At 42.1% G+C, this 15,855-nt stretch carries 17 protein-coding genes and 1 pseudogene; 17 read left to right on the plus strand and 1 reads right to left on the minus strand.

Features of this window, described 5'->3' with window-relative positions:
• Positions 1–22 precede the first annotated feature (22 nt).
• The 5 genes from B0187_RS01315 to B0187_RS01335 all read left to right on the plus strand — a co-directional run bounded on the left by B0187_RS01315 (position 23) and on the right by B0187_RS01335 (position 3,618).
• Positions 23–472, plus strand: coding sequence for a hypothetical protein (locus B0187_RS01315; protein ID WP_078236062.1), 450 nt, complete (start codon positions 23–25; stop codon positions 470–472).
• Positions 473–567: 95 nt separating this feature from the next.
• The gene (locus B0187_RS01320; protein ID WP_078236063.1) at positions 568–867 is read left to right on the plus strand and encodes an IS1/IS1595 family N-terminal zinc-binding domain-containing protein; all 300 of its coding nucleotides are present in this window, start codon (positions 568–570) and stop codon (positions 865–867) included.
• Positions 864–1,571, plus strand: coding sequence for an IS1595 family transposase (locus B0187_RS01325; RefSeq protein WP_078236064.1), 708 nt, complete (start codon positions 864–866; stop codon positions 1,569–1,571). The genes B0187_RS01320 and B0187_RS01325 overlap by 4 nt, the downstream gene beginning before the upstream one ends.
• Before the next feature lie 785 nt (positions 1,572–2,356).
• Positions 2,357–3,115: a hypothetical protein gene (locus B0187_RS01330; RefSeq protein ID WP_143413745.1), complete on the plus strand. Its 759-nt coding sequence runs from the start codon at positions 2,357–2,359 to the stop codon at positions 3,113–3,115.
• Positions 3,116–3,126: 11 nt separating this feature from the next.
• The gene (locus tag B0187_RS01335; RefSeq protein ID WP_078236066.1) at positions 3,127–3,618 is read left to right on the plus strand and encodes a hypothetical protein; all 492 of its coding nucleotides are present in this window, start codon (positions 3,127–3,129) and stop codon (positions 3,616–3,618) included.
• Positions 3,619–4,041: 423 nt separating this feature from the next.
• Here the strand turns inward: B0187_RS01335 and argF are convergent, their stop codons facing one another.
• Positions 4,042–5,046 carry an ornithine carbamoyltransferase gene (gene argF, locus B0187_RS01340; RefSeq protein ID WP_078236067.1) on the minus strand — a complete coding sequence of 335 codons (1,005 nt, stop codon included), beginning with the start codon at positions 5,044–5,046 and terminating at the stop codon, positions 4,042–4,044.
• On the opposite strand from argF, the gene B0187_RS10220 reads away from it, so the two are divergent.
• From B0187_RS10220 to rplT, 12 genes and pseudogenes are all read left to right on the plus strand, one after another.
• A complete protein-coding gene (locus B0187_RS10220; protein ID WP_078236068.1) occupies positions 5,036–5,245 on the plus strand; it encodes a hypothetical protein in 210 nt (69 codons plus the stop codon). The genes argF and B0187_RS10220 overlap by 11 nt on opposite strands.
• A 4-nt stretch (positions 5,246–5,249) precedes the next feature.
• Positions 5,250–6,473 (plus strand): ATP-dependent RNA helicase RhlB, encoded by a 1,224-nt coding sequence (rhlB, locus tag B0187_RS01350; RefSeq protein ID WP_078236069.1) that lies wholly within the window; start codon positions 5,250–5,252, stop codon positions 6,471–6,473.
• A 187-nt stretch (positions 6,474–6,660) separates the two neighbouring features.
• A complete protein-coding gene (locus B0187_RS01355; protein ID WP_078236070.1) occupies positions 6,661–8,814 on the plus strand; it encodes a TonB-dependent siderophore receptor in 2,154 nt (717 codons plus the stop codon).
• 191 nt (positions 8,815–9,005) lie between these two features.
• Positions 9,006–10,772: an ABC transporter ATP-binding protein/permease gene (locus B0187_RS01360; RefSeq protein ID WP_078236071.1), complete on the plus strand. Its 1,767-nt coding sequence runs from the start codon at positions 9,006–9,008 to the stop codon at positions 10,770–10,772.
• A gap of 111 nt (positions 10,773–10,883) precedes the next feature.
• The gene (locus tag B0187_RS01365) at positions 10,884–11,204 is read left to right on the plus strand and encodes a hypothetical protein (RefSeq protein WP_078236072.1); all 321 of its coding nucleotides are present in this window, start codon (positions 10,884–10,886) and stop codon (positions 11,202–11,204) included.
• Between the two features lie 19 nt (positions 11,205–11,223).
• Positions 11,224–11,544, plus strand: coding sequence for a hypothetical protein (locus B0187_RS01370; protein WP_078236073.1), 321 nt, complete (start codon positions 11,224–11,226; stop codon positions 11,542–11,544).
• Between the two features lie 5 nt (positions 11,545–11,549).
• Positions 11,550–12,044 (plus strand): annotated as a pseudogene (locus B0187_RS10465) (leucine-rich repeat domain-containing protein); the annotation flags it as partial.
• Positions 12,045–12,281: 237 nt separating this feature from the next.
• Positions 12,282–13,772 (plus strand): helicase HerA-like C-terminal domain-containing protein, encoded by a 1,491-nt coding sequence (locus tag B0187_RS01375; RefSeq protein WP_143413746.1) that lies wholly within the window; start codon positions 12,282–12,284, stop codon positions 13,770–13,772.
• A 153-nt stretch (positions 13,773–13,925) separates the two neighbouring features.
• Positions 13,926–14,177, plus strand: a complete 252-nt coding sequence (locus tag B0187_RS01380) for a YceK/YidQ family lipoprotein (protein WP_078236075.1) — start codon at positions 13,926–13,928, stop codon at positions 14,175–14,177.
• A gap of 183 nt (positions 14,178–14,360) precedes the next feature.
• A complete protein-coding gene (infC, locus tag B0187_RS01385) occupies positions 14,361–14,900 on the plus strand; it encodes a translation initiation factor IF-3 (RefSeq protein ID WP_078236076.1) in 540 nt (179 codons plus the stop codon).
• Between the two features lie 247 nt (positions 14,901–15,147).
• Entirely contained in the window at positions 15,148–15,345 is a 198-nt protein-coding gene (gene rpmI / locus B0187_RS01390) for a 50S ribosomal protein L35 (RefSeq protein WP_005596065.1), read from the plus strand.
• 66 nt (positions 15,346–15,411) lie between these two features.
• Positions 15,412–15,765 carry a 50S ribosomal protein L20 gene (gene rplT, locus B0187_RS01395; RefSeq protein ID WP_078236077.1) on the plus strand — a complete coding sequence of 118 codons (354 nt, stop codon included), beginning with the start codon at positions 15,412–15,414 and terminating at the stop codon, positions 15,763–15,765.
• Positions 15,766–15,855 lie beyond the last annotated feature (90 nt).

Here is a 15,855-nt window from a genome sequence, read left to right on the forward strand (position 1 = left end):
TAATTTAAATGCGGGGTAATATATGAAAAAGTTTATTGAATTAGAAACAGTTTCCCCTGTGGAGTGTGAGAAAGGGAAATTGTGTGGGGTTAGTCTAGATACTGTGGCGGTAAACGTGGACAGTATTGCGTGGATTGAGTCTTTTAAGTTTTTTTATCCATCAAAAACGAATAAAGATAAGGTATATCTTTTTTCGGTGCATATTAAGAAGAATGATACCGCAGTTAAAAGACTAGAAAGTTGTCAAGTTTTTCATAATAAACCTCTATGGGAGTCTAAATATCTTAATATTGAATTTGAAGATCTTATTCGGTATAAAGATTTAGTTGATGAAAATTTTGAGAGTTTTTCTTTTTTTGAGGGAGTTCGAATTCATCTTTATCCAAATTCTACCCCATATCCATATAAAAATGGTAAGCCTTTTTATGTAGTAAAAAGTTTCGGAGAACTACTACAAGAGCTGAATCAATAAATTTTAATGAAATTATATTTTATTAATTTATCGCTGATCCTTGACTAGCGTTTCTGCTATAATCCCCCCTATTTTCAATAAACTTGGGGGATTATATGCGGAAGAAAAGCGTAAAAGTTGAGAAGTTAAAGGAAGGGTTTCATCAGTTACCAGAGAAAGATAAGAAACAGCTTTATACAGAAATCGCAGAGTATTTTGCCAAACTAAAAATGGCTGAACGAGAAGTCAAATGTTGTCCTCACTGTTCGGGGCATTTTGTTAAAAATGGGAAAAGTGGCGGCGTTCAACGTTATTTGTGCCGTAAGTGTGAGAGAACATTTGTTGGCAATACAGGCACACTTTTTTTTAAACTAAAAAAGGGGAAGATGCTATCAAAGAATATATTCACTGTATGATGGCAACATTACCCCTACGTCAATGTGCTAAACGTTGCGAAATCAGCCTGTCCACCGCATTTATCTGGCGGCATAAAATATTAGACCTTATACGAAATATAATGAATAAAAGTATCTTAACAGATGTTGTGCAGGCTGATGAAACTTACACGGGAATTTCTTTTAAAGGTAATCACAAGGTATTGAAATCTATACGAGAAGCCTTTAAACGAGGAACGTCTGCCTCAAAACGAGGATTATCAAAAGAGTTAGCTTGTGTTTCAGTGGCGATTAACTATTGCCAACAAACAGCAGCCCAATTCACAGGGCTTGGTCGTCCGAGAATTAATGTGTTACGAAAGGTTTTAAACGGGCGAATTGCTGGGGGATCATTGTTAATTACGGATAGTGCTAATATTTATAACAGAATATCTAATGAATTGAATTTAGGGCATATTAAAATCCCCCCTAAAAAACGTACGTTGGGGAAGTATAACATTCAAAAGGTAAATAGTTTTCATAGTAGATTTAAATCGCTCATCGATTATTGTTTTTGTGGTGTAGCAACCAAATATATCAATAATTATATTGCTTATACCCACTTTTTAAGCGTAATTAAAGGCAGTCAAAAAGAAAAACTACTATTTGAATATATCCGTAACTCATTATATAACATCAAAAGTAGTAATATTAGTAATCGACCAGCGATTCCATTACCAAAATAAGTTTTAAGAAAGTCATCTAAGTTCTTCGTACAGAACGTATTTATCAAATTTATTGTATCGTTAAATCTTACACTTAGCGAGAGGGGCTTTTTGCTTAAATTTTTAGATACGCTATATCAACCCTTAAAGAATAGAGATTAACGATATAAGAACCACCATACTTTATTCCAACGATAACAACAGGTTATATATTCACAACAAGCGGTAACTTAGTGATCACTGAATGATCACCTGAATATAAATAATGTTGGGATAATTGTCCATTTTTTACCCGTCAAATTTTTGACTAGAAAAGCGAAAAGAAAGAGATAACAGCTATTTACCATTCCCCTGTCTTCCCATTTTTGTAGATAGGGTAGCGATTGTTCATCTAAATAAAGAATCGTGAATAAAATTGCCAAACAATCGTTGCGGTAATTTTTTTTAATTGGCTCTGTTCGTAGTAAATGTTGATAAGCTTGTTTTCGCTATCTCTATGCTATTTATGAACTTTTTGAGACTAAATTATTATAAGTGGCAATTTTTCAAGATTTTTTAAATAAAATATATTTTATTTTCTCGTTTTTTTGGCTAACTTAAAGTAGAGCAAAAATTAATCAAAATTAGTAATGTTGTGAAAAATTGTAAGATCAAGAGATATCTTTAATAAAGAATGAAAACTTTTAAGTAACTATTTAAGAATTCATTTTAACTCTTGATTTATTTTAGATTTACATATTTAAAAAATTGTTCGTTTAGGTCTTTTTATGTTTATTTAGATCTTTTTAGTTAAATAAAAATAGTAATTGAAAAAATCAAATTTTAAGATGAAAAGAAATAATGAGAATGAGAAAAGAGAAAACCACTTGAAAAGGCTATTTAACCACCCAGATTTTTTGGTTATTAAGGGATATCTTTGTATTCATAAAGAGCAACAAGAGAGAGATAAGGAAAACCATCAATTAAATGAAAAAGCTAATGAAAATAATTCGTTAAAGGATTTCTTAAAGACCCTGAACTTAACTGCATTGCTCGATTTTGCTTATAAGAATTTCCACTTGCTTAGTGTCGATGTAAAAGTGGATCTTTTAAATAATGTAGGTTTTAAATTAGGGGCGAAAAACGAGTTATTCAAAGAGCAAAATGATGCGGTATTCATAAAAGGAAATCTCTTTGGAAATAAATCCGACTTTAAGGCTTTTATTGAAATAATGACACAAGGTTTTTCTTCTGAAAATAAAAAACTTGTTGAAACTTCAACTAATCTCTTAGAGCAAGCTTGGCAACAAGCGGATACTTTGGAAAAGAAAATAGAGTTGGCTAAAAGTTTAACCCAATCTAGCCAGTTTTCTAAGAAACCAGAAGTTTTAACGGCATTATTTTCTTTGGTTTCAAAAGATGAATTAGCCAATCATCCACAACTTTCTCAATATATTAACGGAGCTTATATGGAAAAACGAGACTATATTGATCCTAATTTTGTTATAGGATTGGATAAAAAATACAACATTCATCAACAAGAAGTTGAGCCGACAAGAGCAGTCAATCATTCATTTAAATTTTGAGGAAACTATTTATGAAAAAATTCCTATTGATTTTAGGGTTATTGGGTTTGGTTTCATTCGCAAATGCCAATACTGTAATGGAAATCTTTCCAAAACCTGTAAAAGAAACGTCCGCATTAATCCCCAAATTTAATAAGCAATATGAGGATTTAACTTTGGCATTGGATAGTCTGCGTGTAAATGTCGATAGTGTTAGAGCAAGAGAAGTAGATTTCTTTAACAACAATCTAAGAGTATCTGTTAAAACTATTCAGAAACACCAACCTGATATTGAAAAAGGTATCTATAATCAAAGATCGTTAATGTCTTTTATGGGAAATGGTAAAGCATTAATGGCAACAGCAAAAACATATAGTGAATTGATTAATCAACGCCGCAATGAGATGTCGCCACAGCAATATCAAGCATTAATGCAAAAAGTAGATAATATGGATGCTTATGGTGCATATCTAAAACGAAATTCTCTAAGAGCATTAAGAGCTTATTATAATGTCGATTTCTAATAAAAAGTGGGATTCATTCCCACTTTTTTTGTCTTTAAAGATGTCGCCATTTTTTATTTTTTTTCTATCAACAGTTTATACGAACAGAGCCAATTCCAAAAGAAGATTGAGGTTTCAAGAGATAAAAAAGGGACGACTGGCAAATTTTCGCCAATCGCCCCCTTTGTGATGAGTAAGGTATTTTGTAACGTCTAACCCTAAAATTCCCCCAAATCTCACCGCTTACACCCTCTGCAAGCGGTGTTTTTTTCTCAAATGTAGGGATTTCGCCCCCTTCGGTCTCGCTCTGCTCGACCACTTCCCCCGCAAGCGGGGGCAGATCTGGTTTAGTGGTGGGGTTAAGATCTTCCCCCGTTTACGGGGGAAGTACCGCCGTAGGCGGGGTAGGGGGCAACAAGCGGTAGGATTTCAGAAAATTTCGGGTTAATCCCCCAATGTCGCCACCATTACCGCTTTAATGGTGTGCATTCGGTTTTCCGCTTCGTCAAACACGATGGAGGCTTCGGATTCAAACACATCATCGGTTACTTCCAAGCCGTTCATTCCATATTTTTCCGCAATCGCTTTGCCGACGGTGGTTTGATCATCGTGGAACGCAGGCAGACAGTGCAGGAATTTGGCGTTTGGATTGGCTGTGAGTTTCATCAATTCGGCATTGACTTGATACGGCTTCATCAACTTAATCCGCTCTTCCCACGCCGATTCAGGCTCGCCCATTGAAACCCAAACGTCCGTATAGACGAAATCCACATCTTTCACCCCTTCCGCCACGTTTTCGGTGCAGGTAATTTTTGCCCCTGAACGCACCGCTTGTTCGGCAACTTCATCGAGCAAACTTTGCTCTGGGAAGAACTGTTTCGGGGCGACCAAACGTAAATCTACCCCCATCAACGCAGCCCCTTCAACGAACGAGTTGCCCATATTGTTACGAGCGTCGCCCAAATAAGCGAGCTTGATTTGATTTAACGGCTTGTCGCAATGCTCAATCATTGTGAGGAAATCCGCCAAAATTTGGGTTGGGTGAAATTCGTCCGTCAAGCCGTTCCACACTGGCACGCCCGAAAAATCGGCGAGGGTTTGCACCAACTCTTGCCCGTAGCCACGATATTGAATGCCGTCATACATTCTGCCCAGCACGCGAGCGGTGTCTTTCATTGATTCCTTATGCCCAATTTGAGAGCCACTCGGACCGATATAGCTCACATTCGCCCCTTGATCGAACGCCGCCACCTCAAAGGCACAACGGGTGCGGGTCGAACTTTTCTCAAAAATCAAGGCGATATTTTTGCCTTTCATCGTTTGGGTTTCCGTCCCCGCTTTTTTATCCGCTTTCAACTTTGCCGATAAATCCAACAAATACTGAATTTCCGCAGGGGTAAAATCCATTAAACGCAAAAAATGACGGTTTTTAAGGTTGATGTTTGCCATAAAAATTCCTTATAAAATCAAGATAAATCAAATTCAAAACGCCCACATTTTACCCCAAATTTTTGGTGGTTTGCCATATTGGAATTTGAAAGGAAATTTACTCACCGATGAAATAGCAAAAATTTTCAGAAATCCCACCCCTTGTATCGCTCAATTTGGCAAATTGTGGTATCTTTCCGCAAATTTTTTACGAGGATAATTTGATGTCAAAACATCTTACCGAACAGCGTTTTAACGATTTTCCGATTCACGAGCGGGTGCTTGCCGCCCTTGAAAGTAAGGGCTTTGAATTTTGCACCCCGATTCAAGCCAAAAGTTTGCCGTTCACCCTTGCAGGGCAGGATATTGCAGGGCAGGCTCAAACGGGGACGGGCAAAACTATCGCCTTTTTGGTGGCGACTTTTCATCATCTGTTAAAGCACGATTTAGACAGCCAACGCAATCAGCCGAGGGCGTTGATTCTCGCCCCAACCCGTGAGTTGGCGGTGCAAATCGGTTCAGATGCGGAAATGTTGGTGAAACATTCGGGCTTGAAATTAGCCCTTGCTTACGGTGGCGATGGCTACGAGAAGCAACTGCAAGCGATTGAAAAAGGTGTGGATATTTTGGTCGGCACGACAGGGCGAGTGATCGATTATGTCAAACAGGGCGTGATCAACCTCGATAAAATCCAAGTGATCGTGCTGGACGAAGCGGATCGAATGTTCGATCTCGGGTTTATCAAGGATATTCGTTACCTAATGCGGAAATGCCCCGCCCCACAAAATCGCCTCACAATGCTGTTTTCAGCGACCCTTTCCCACCGTGTGCGAGAGCTTGCCTTTGAAGATATGGATAATGCGGAATATATCGAAATCGAACCGCTTCAACGCACAGGACATCGGATTAAAGAGGAACTGTTCTATCCGTCCAACCAAGACAAAATGGCGTTGTTGCTCACCCTGTTGGAAGAAGAGTGGCCTGAGCGTTGTATGATTTTCGCCAACACCAAGCACAAATGCGAGGAAATTTGGGGCTATTTGCAGGCGGACGGACATCGTGTCGGCTTGCTCACGGGCGACATTCCGCAGAAAAAACGCCTTGCGTTGCTGGATAGCTTTACCAAAGGCGAATTGGATTTATTGGTCGCCACCGATGTCGCGGCTCGAGGCTTGCACATTCCCGAAGTAACCCACGTTTTCAACTATGATCTGCCCGATGATCGGGAAGATTATGTGCATCGTATCGGACGCACAGGACGAGCAGGGGAGAGTGGTCATTCGATCAGTTTCGCATGCGAGCGTTATGCGGTTAATTTGCCTGCGATTGAAGAATATATCGGGCATTCAATCCCCGTCAGCCAATACGACAACCAAGCCTTGCTCGAACTGCCGAAGCCAATCCGCCTCAAAAGCAAAGCACCGTTCGACAAGAATCGCAAGCGGTAAGATTCCTCAAAATAAAAGGGCTTAATGCCCTTTTTTCTTTCAACTTCCGCAAATCATTCTCATCAAAAAGTAAAGAAATCTAGAAAATTGTCAATTCCCTATTTTTATCAAGGATTTTCCCTTGAAAGCATTGTATGATTACGTTATTGAGAACAATTCCCAACAACTTTTAATCAAGGATTTGACAATGCGATTCAAACACAGCTTTCTTTATGCGTCTCTTTTTATTTTGCCGAGCTATGCGGTGGCGGAACAGCCGACTGAACTTGCCGAAGTGGTGGTGTCGGGGCAGGGGGGGGACGAAAATCCCGACAGTTATCAATCTCGTCAAAGTAACATTGCCAATAAAGGGGCGACGCCGTTGATCGATTCGCCGCAAACGGTGAATGTGGTGAACAGCCGTCTTTTGGCGGATCGCAAACCGCAATCCCTCGATGAAGCCTTGGCGACCGTCAGCGGTGTCAGCCAAGCGAACAATCTTGGCGGTATGTTTGATGCGGTGTTGAAGCGGGGATTTGGCAAAAACCGTGATAATTCGATTATCCGCAACGGTATGCCGTCTGGGCCTTCGCACAATTTTAGTCCAACCACCGAACGAGTTGAGGTGCTGAAAGGCCCTGCGTCCGTGCTTTATGGGATTCAAGACCCTGGTGGTGTAATCAATGTGGTGTCGAAACAGCCGTTAGACGAGGCTCGCTATGTGGTGGGTGGTTCGGTTGGCAATCACAATATGTGGGGGACGGAAATTGATTTTTCTGCACCGCTTGGCAACGGTTTTTCTTACCGCTTGATCTTCGATAAGCAGGCGAAAGATTATTGGCGTAACTTTGGCGAGATCAAACGCACCACTTACGCCCCAACCATTGCTTGGCAGAACGACCGCACCAAAGTGGTGGTGGGCTACGAGCATTTGGATTATTTCGAGCCGTTTGATCGTGGTACGGTGATGATTGCGAACGGGGCGGATCGCGGCAAAATCGTGCCGATTCCTGCCAAACGCCGTTTGGACGATCCGACCAACCAAAATACGGGCAAGGTGGATCGGATTGAGGCGAAAATCGAACATCGATTAAATGATCGCTGGAAACTCAATGCAGGCTATGCGTTCACCCGTGAGCATTATGGCTACTGGCAAACTCGCGTGCGTGGGGTGGATTTGGAAAAAGGCATCGCCCAACGCCGTTTAGAGGGGATTTTGTCGGCAAACCAAAAAATTCATAGCGGTAGTGTGAATTTTGTCGGCGAACTTGCTACGGGCGAAGTGGCTCACCGTGTGGTGGTGGGCGTGGACGCAAGCCGTAATTATCGTGATATTTACCCTCGGGTGGAAAGTGCGAAAAACCTTGCTAATCTTAGCCTCAATCAACCCGCTTACCTTGATTATGTGCCGAGCGGTTGGGATATTGCAGCGAACAATGCTCAACAAACGGATCACCTCAAAACCATCGGCGTTTACGCCCAAGATTCCGCCTACCTCACGGATAATTTGATCCTTTCAGGCGGTGTGCGTTACGAATATTACGACCAAATGGCAGGGCGAGGTGGTAAGTCGAGAGCCTTTGTGGCGAATACCGACAATCACGGTGGCAAATTCCTCTATCAAGGCGGTGCGGTTTACAAATTCACCCCAGATTGGGCGGTTTACGGCAACTACGCTCAATCCTTCCGACCGCAATCACAAATTGCCAGCACCGTTAGTTCCTCAATGAAACCCGAAGAGGGGCGATCTTTTGAGGTGGGAACGAAGTATGAAAACGCCCTGTTCAGCACCAATTTTGCCCTGTTTAATATCGACAAGAAAAATGTTGCCTATACTTCAAACGGCGAAACTTTCCTGAGCGGAAAAGTGCGTTCCCGTGGCTTAGAGTGGGATTTCAACGGGCGTTTAGCGGATAAATTGGGTGTAACCGCCACCTACGCCTACACCCAAACCAAAATCCGTGAAGACAAGGAATTTCCAGCCCTTGTCGGACGAAAATTTGAAGGCGTACCAAAACATCAAGCCAGCCTATTCTTAACCTACGACCTCGCCAAATTCAGCTTCGGCAACCTGCGAGTGGGGGCTGGGGCGAGATACATCGGATCGTGGTATGTGCATAACACCCATTCCAGCTTAAAAGGCAAGGTGGAAAGCTACAAACTACCGCACGCCGTGGTGAGCGATGCGTTCGTGGCGTTTGATACCAAAATTTCAGGCAAAAAAGTCAGCTTACAACTCAACGGCAAAAACCTCGGTAACAAAACCTACTACACTTCCACCGTTGGCACGAACAATAACGTGATTCCCGTGCAGTTAGGTTATGGGCGTGAGTTTTTATTAAATGCGAGGGTTGAGTTCTAATCGAAAAGGACGCCAGCGTGGCGTTCCTACCACCGTAGGGTCGCAATGCTTGCGACCCAAACAAATCGCAAAAATTAGAAATGGCGAAACAAAAGCAAAATAATGCGAAGGACGCCAGCGTGGCGTCCCTACCGCCGTAGGGTCGCAATGCTTGCGACCCAAACAGATCGCAAAAATTAACAAAAAACAAAATGAAAAACTGGCAAACCGAATTAAATAATAGCTTTTCTTGGCTGGTGATCGCCTTGATTTGCGTCTGCGTAGGGTTGTATTTGGTGGCGTTGCTGCTCAAACGCACCGAATTTGGGCGGAAATTTTGGCACATCACCCAACCCTGCTGGCAACAATGCAACAAGCCCAAAACCCTTGGGCTGATGTTGTTTTTGGTGCTGATGATTTTGTTGGAAGTGCGGATCAGCGTCCTCAACACCTTTTTTTACAACGGCTTATACAGCTCGCTACAAAACAAACAGGCGGAAGCCTTTTGGTTTTTTGCGGGGATCAACGCCCTGTTAGTGATCATCAAAATCATTCATTCAATCATCAACTATTTTCTACGCCAAGTGTTTGAAATTCGCTGGTTGGAAAAGCTCAACGGCGAGATGTTGAGCCGTTGGCTGGCGAATAAAAATTACTACCTGCTCAAATATGAAAAAGAGCTGCCCGATAACATTGATCAGCGGATCGAACAAGATGCGACCGCTTTTATTACCACCACCCTCGAAGCGGTGCGAGGGGTGATCAATTCGGTGGTTGCCACTATCGAATTTAGCGTGATCTTGTGGGGATTGTCGGGGATCTTGGCGTTATTTGGCTTAGAAGTGCCGAAAGGTGTGGTGTTTTTTATCTACCTCTTTATCATCACAGCGACCGTGCTATCGGTCTGGATCGGGCGACCGCTGATTAACCTCAATTTCAACAAAGAAAAATTGCAGGGGGATTACCGCTATTCGCTGATTCGGGTGCGAGACAACGCCGAAAGTATCGCCTTTTATTCGGGCGAGGCGAGGGAAGCGGTCAATTTGAGCGGAAAATTTACCGCTATTATCGACAACCGCTGGAAAATCGTGCGGAAAATGTTGGGGCTGGACGGCTTCAACACGGGCGTTACGCAGGTGTCGATGTTGCTACCCTTGATGTTGCAAGCCCCTCGCTTTTTCGCAGGTCAAGTTACCCTCGGCGATATGCACCAAACGGTGCAATCTTTCAACCGCTTGCAGCGTGCGTTGTCGTTTTTCCGCCTGTTTTACGAAGAATTTACCCTCTATCAGGCTCGCTTAAACCGTCTTTACGGCTTTTTGACCACCCTCGATCAGCTCGATCAACGCCCCGTGCAGCAACCTTACCCTTGCTCGAAAGGCTTTCGTCTACAAAATTTTGGTGTGAAAGATCCGAATGGGGAAGTGCTGTTTGAGGGAATCAATTTCGAGTTGCAAGCAGGCGATGCGTTGCTGATTCAAGGCTCGTCAGGTTCAGGCAAAACCACCCTGCTCAAAGCCTTGGCAGGGATTTACCCGTTTGAAACCATTGGCACGGCGGAACGCGTGTGCCTCAACCAACCGCTCTTTTTACCGCAACGCCCCTATATGCCGCAGGGCAGTTTGCGTGAGGCGATTTGCTATCCCCATTTGGACGCGAGCGATCCGCAAATTATGCAGGCAATGGAACAGTGCAACCTTGCCAAATATGCCCACGCCCTTGATTTGGATCTCGACTGGCAAGCGGTGCTTTCCCCAGGGGAATTGCAGCGGGTCGCCTTTGTGCGGATTTTGCTCGCCAAACCCGAGCTGATTTTCCTTGATGAAACCACCTCGGCACTCGATGAGCCAACAGAAGCAATGCTCTATCGCACCGTCAAAACGCAGCTGCCGAACAGCATTATCATCAGCGTTGGACACCGTTGCACCTTGCAGGCGTTTCACAATAAACAAATTTATCTTACCGCTTGCAAGGGGTAAGATTAGCGAAAATTTTTAATCGGGGCTTGCCCCGATTTTTTTGCCACAAATTTGCTAGAAATTGCCCCACTTTCTCGCTAAAATTTCCACCTTTTAATAGGATTTTAAAGAATGTTTAAATTTGTTTTTTTAATGGTAACGAGTGCGTTATTGCTCGGTTGCAGTAGTGCCACTTCGCAGGTTTCAACTGCCCAAAAGCACAACCCAATCATCGACACCGCCACCCAAACCAAACGAATTAACACCACCCAATGCCTTGACGCAGACGACTGGTATTTAGACGGCTTCCGTGTCGGTAAATCCTTTAAGGCACAAAAAACGGCAATGTATGCCCAACGGGTCAAATTTTGTCAGCCAACCCTCAAAAAAGGGGCGTTAAAACAGTTTAAACAACACTGGGAAAACGGCTATCGGGTTGGCATTAAAAAATAGTCAAAAAAGAGGAAATAAAATGAGTAACCTAGAAAAAATAGAATCTGCCGATGATGTGTTAGCGTGGTGGAATGGTTTGCCTAAAAAATGGAAAGATTTATTGATTAAGGGGATTGAAAGAGACCCCAACTTTGAAAGTTTAGTTGAAATTTATCAGCATAATAAGGAAATTCCAGATGTTTCTATTTTATATGAATTAAAGAATTTGAAAAAATTTTATTTAAGCTGTGCTGGTGTTTCGGATATTTCTTTTTTATCAAGTTTGGAAAATTTAGAAAGGCTTTTGTTAGAATCTAATAATATTTCAGATATTTCTGTTTTATCAAAACTAAAAAATTAACCTATATTGATTTAAGTAGGAATGAAGTCTCAGATATTTCTGCTTTATCAAAGTTAGATAATTTAACGCATATTAATTTGAGTAATAATCAAATTTCAGACATTTCTGCGTTATCAAAGTTAGATAGGTTATACTGGCTTGAATTGACTGAGAATAATATCTCAGATATTTCTGTTTTATCAAAATTAGATAATTTAGAGCAACTCTCTTTAAATGATAATAATATTTCAGATATTTCTCCGTTATCAAAGTTGGAAAAGTTAATCTGTTTATATTTAGATGGTAATCAAATTTCGGATGTTTCTGTGCTATCAAATTTAGTTAAGTTAAGTCTTTTAGGTTTAAACGATAATAAGATTTCAGATATTTCTGCTTTATCAAATTTAGTTGATTTAGAACTACTTTCTTTGGATAGTAATCAGATTTCAGATATTCCTGATTTGTCAAAATTAGAGAATTTAAAAGATCTTGTTTTAGATTATAATCAGATTTCAGATATTTCTAATTTATCAAAGTTAGAATGGTTAAGGTCAATTTATTTACGGGGGAATAAAATTTTAGATGTTTCAGGTTTATCTAAATTAGGTAATTTGAAATATCTTTATATATACGATAATCAAATTACAGAAGAAGATTTTAACTGGCTTGTTAAAAAATTACCTAAATGTGATATATCGAGTGATTATGGCTATTATTTAAATTTTAAAGTAATAAAACGGAAAAATAAGGAAAAAAATATGGCACTTTATAACATTGCCCAAACCCAATCAGGGCAAACAATTTCGTTAAATTCAAAAATGGCAAATCGCCACGGTTTAATTGCAGGGGCAACGGGGACGGGGAAAACCGTAACTTTGCGTAAACTCGCCGAGTCATTTAGTGATGACGGCGTGCCAGTCTTTTTGGTGGACGTGAAAGGCGACCTGTCGGGCATTGTGCAAGCGGGTAGTTTGCAGGGAAAAATTGCCGAGCGGATCGAACAATTCCAACTCGGTGGCGAGGATTATCTGGCGGGTTATCCTGTTTCATTTTGGGACGTGTTCGGCGAGAGTGGGATTCCGCTTCGCACCACCATTTCGGAAATGGGCCCGATGTTGCTCGCACGTTTGCTCAACCTCAACGACACCCAAGAGGGCTTGCTCAATTTGGTGTTCCGTGTGGCGGACGATAAGGGCTTATTGCTGATCGATTTGAAAGATCTGCGTGCGATGCTCAAATTTGTGGCGGACAATGCCAAAACCTTCCAACTGGAATATGGCAATGTGTCGGCGGCGAGTGTCGGGGCGATTCAGCGTGCCTTGCTCACCCTTGAAAATGAAGGAGCGACCAACCTGTTTGGCGAGCCGGCGTTAGATCTGCAAGATTGGCTACAAACCCGTGATGGGCGTGGGGTGATTAACATCTTAAATTCGGAAAAATTGATCAACTCGCCAAGAATGTACGGGGCGTTTTTGCTCTGGTTTATGGCGGAATTATTTGAGAATTTACCCGAAGTGGGCGACCCTGAAAAGCCGAAGTTCGTGCTGTTCTTCGATGAAGCTCACTTGTTATTTGACGGTGCGCCGAAAGTGTTGGTGGACAAAATCGAACAGGTGGTGCGTTTGATCCGCTCGAAAGGGGTAGGGGTTTATTTTGTAACCCAAAATCCGCTGGATTTGCCTGAAAGCGTCCTCGGGCAGTTGGGCAACCGTGTGCAACACGCGCTGCGTGCCTTTACCCCTCGTGATCAAAAAGCGGTTAAATCGGCTGCGGAAACTTTCCGTGCCAATAAAGGGGTGGACGTGGTGGAAGCCATTACCCAACTCGGCGTGGGCGAGGCGTTGATTTCCGTGCTAGATGAAAAAGGAATGCCAACCCCTGTGGAAATTGCGATGATCTACCCACCAAAAAGCCAGCTCACGCCACTCGCCACCAGCGAGCGAGAGCAGTATGTGAAAGGGGACGATCTCTACCCACATTATAGTCAGTATGTCGATAACGAATCCGCCTTCGAAGTGCTGAACGCCCAAACCCAAGCGGTGCAACAAGCCGAACAAGCGGAAAAAGAGCAGGAAGAAAGTTTCCTCGGCGGAATGCTTTCCAGCATTTTCGGCACGAAAAAGAAAAGCGAACAAACCCTTGCGGAACAAGTGGCGAGTAGCGTGGCTCAATCGGTGGGTCGCAACTTACGCAACCAAGTTACCAAGCAAATAATGCGAGGGATTTTGGGGGCGATTACGAAGAAATAGAGAGGCTGAGGTACTTTTCTCTTTGTTTATTTTGGGGAGTATCCTGAATTTTGAATGTGCAATATGGGGTGAGTTCCTATATGGTTCGCTCCATTTTTGTTCAATTTCAGGTAAGTGCGAAATCATTTCTTCTGAAAAATAGGGGTATAGAATATGAAAAAATGGATGATTACCCTCGTGGCGACGTTTTCTTTAACAGGTTGTAGCACATTGATGACCTTGGACGATCCAACGCCTTATAGTGGGGTGCAACAAGATCTAGAACAATTTTCGCCTTGTAATGGGGCGGGGTGTATGGGGCTTGCTATTACTCGCCCCCTCGCGATTATTGATTTACCGTTTAGTTTCGTTGGCGATACGTTGATGTTGCCTGTTAAAGGGATTCAGAATTTAGTTCAAGATTAACCTTTTCAACATAAATTTTCCAAGTTTTTTAATTTGATTATTGCATTTTCGGCTTAGAACCGATAGAATCCGCCCGTTTTTGCTCAAATTTTTGTTTAATTTCGGGCAAGTGAGAAATCATTTCTTCTGCAACCGTTGCAAATAGAATGATCGTAGTCAAAATCGAATAGAAGGAATACCACTATTAAAGGCGTAAAACGTGTTCAGAGCAACCGAGTTCATCGTTTAAACGATGAAATTCGTGTGAAAGAGGTTCGTTTAACCGACCAAAACGGCGACCAATTAGGGATTGTGTCAATCCAAGAGGCATTAGCAAAAGCAGAGGAAGCGGAGCTTGATTTAGTTGAGATTAGCCCAAATGCAGAACCGCCTGTTTGCCGTATTATGAACTATGGTAAGTTCATCTACGAGAAAGAAAAAGCAGCCAAAGAGCAGAAGAAAAAGCAAAAAGTCGTGCAGGTGAAGGAAATTAAATTCCGCCCTGGTACAGACGAAGGCGATTACCAAGTGAAATTACGCAGCATTATGCGTTTCTTGGAAGATGGCGATAAAGTAAAAATTACCGTGCGTTTCCGTGGTCGTGAAATGGCTCACCAAGAGATTGGTTTAGACGTATTAGAGCGTGTCAAACAAGATACCGCCGAAGTTTCAATGGTGGAATCAGCTCCCGGTAAATTAGAAGGTCGCCAAGCCGTAATGGTGATTGCACCGAAGAAAAAGTAATTTGATTACTTGATTTATCAGGTAATTAAACCTTGCATTATTAGGCAAACTACGCAGCCTAATGTGCAGAGATTAAGGGGCAACCCTTATTGAGAAAATAATCAGTGCCTTTCAAGTAGAGTAAGCGGTAAGATTTGGCAAAATTTTTGCGGATCTGACCGCTTGTTTTCGCCTGATTATTTATGTTAGCAACCCCACTTAGCGAAAATTAAGTGGATAAACAAAACAATGCGGAGTTTAAAAGACAATGCCAAAAATCAAAACAGTACGTGGTGCTGCTAAACGTTTCAAAAAAACAGCGTCTGGCGGTTTCAAACGTAAACAATCTCACTTACGTCATATTTTGACTAAGAAAACCACTAAACGTAAACGTCATTTACGCCACAAATCAATGGTAGCGAAAGCAGACCAAGTATTAGTGGTAGCTTGCTTACCATACGCATAAGCGTTCGGAAAGTGAAACGTACATTTAGTGAATTTTAGTTAATTATATACATTAGGAGATTAAATAATGGCTCGTGTAAAACGTGGTGTTATTGCAAGAGCACGCCATAAGAAAGTTCTTAAGGCTGCAAAAGGTTATTATGGTGCGCGTTCACGCGTTTATCGTGTTGCGTTCCAAGCGGTAATTAAAGCTGGTCAATATGCATATCGCGACCGCCGTCAACGTAAACGTCAATTCCGTCAATTATGGATTGCACGTATCAACGCAGCGGCTCGTCAAAATGGTTTATCTTACAGCAAATTCATCAACGGCTTGAAAAAAGCATCTGTTGAAATCGACCGTAAGATCCTTGCGGATATCGCAGTATTTGACAAAGTGGCTTTCGCAGCGTTAGTTGCAAAAGCAAAATCTGCTCTTTAATTTTAAAGAATAGAGATGAGGACGCTGAAAAGCGTCCTTTTTTATTTGAGATTTTCGGGTAGCCTAAAATTTCCAGAAATCTACCCGCTT

The organism is Haemophilus paracuniculus, from assembly GCF_002015115.1.
Classification (GTDB): domain Bacteria; phylum Pseudomonadota; class Gammaproteobacteria; order Enterobacterales; family Pasteurellaceae; genus Haemophilus_E; species Haemophilus_E paracuniculus.

Coding starts and splice junctions, on each gene's coding strand:
- B0187_RS01315 (WP_078236062.1), top strand. CDS start 23: ATGAAAAAGTTTATTGAATTAGAAACAGTTTCCCCTGTGGAGTGTGAG.
- B0187_RS01320 (WP_078236063.1), top strand. CDS start 568: ATGCGGAAGAAAAGCGTAAAAGTTGAGAAGTTAAAGGAAGGGTTTCAT.
- B0187_RS01325 (WP_078236064.1), top strand. CDS start 864: ATGATGGCAACATTACCCCTACGTCAATGTGCTAAACGTTGCGAAATC.
- B0187_RS01335 (WP_078236066.1), top strand. CDS start 3,127: ATGAAAAAATTCCTATTGATTTTAGGGTTATTGGGTTTGGTTTCATTC.
- B0187_RS10220 (WP_078236068.1), top strand. CDS start 5,036: ATGTTTGCCATAAAAATTCCTTATAAAATCAAGATAAATCAAATTCAA.
- argF (WP_078236067.1), bottom strand. CDS start 5,046: ATGGCAAACATCAACCTTAAAAACCGTCATTTTTTGCGTTTAATGGAT.
- rhlB (WP_078236069.1), top strand. CDS start 5,250: ATGTCAAAACATCTTACCGAACAGCGTTTTAACGATTTTCCGATTCAC.
- B0187_RS01355 (WP_078236070.1), top strand. CDS start 6,661: ATGCGATTCAAACACAGCTTTCTTTATGCGTCTCTTTTTATTTTGCCG.
- B0187_RS01360 (WP_078236071.1), top strand. CDS start 9,006: ATGAAAAACTGGCAAACCGAATTAAATAATAGCTTTTCTTGGCTGGTG.
- B0187_RS01365 (WP_078236072.1), top strand. CDS start 10,884: ATGTTTAAATTTGTTTTTTTAATGGTAACGAGTGCGTTATTGCTCGGT.
- B0187_RS01370 (WP_078236073.1), top strand. CDS start 11,224: ATGAGTAACCTAGAAAAAATAGAATCTGCCGATGATGTGTTAGCGTGG.
- B0187_RS01375 (WP_143413746.1), top strand. CDS start 12,282: ATGGCACTTTATAACATTGCCCAAACCCAATCAGGGCAAACAATTTCG.
- B0187_RS01380 (WP_078236075.1), top strand. CDS start 13,926: ATGAAAAAATGGATGATTACCCTCGTGGCGACGTTTTCTTTAACAGGT.
- rpmI (WP_005596065.1), top strand. CDS start 15,148: ATGCCAAAAATCAAAACAGTACGTGGTGCTGCTAAACGTTTCAAAAAA.
- rplT (WP_078236077.1), top strand. CDS start 15,412: ATGGCTCGTGTAAAACGTGGTGTTATTGCAAGAGCACGCCATAAGAAA.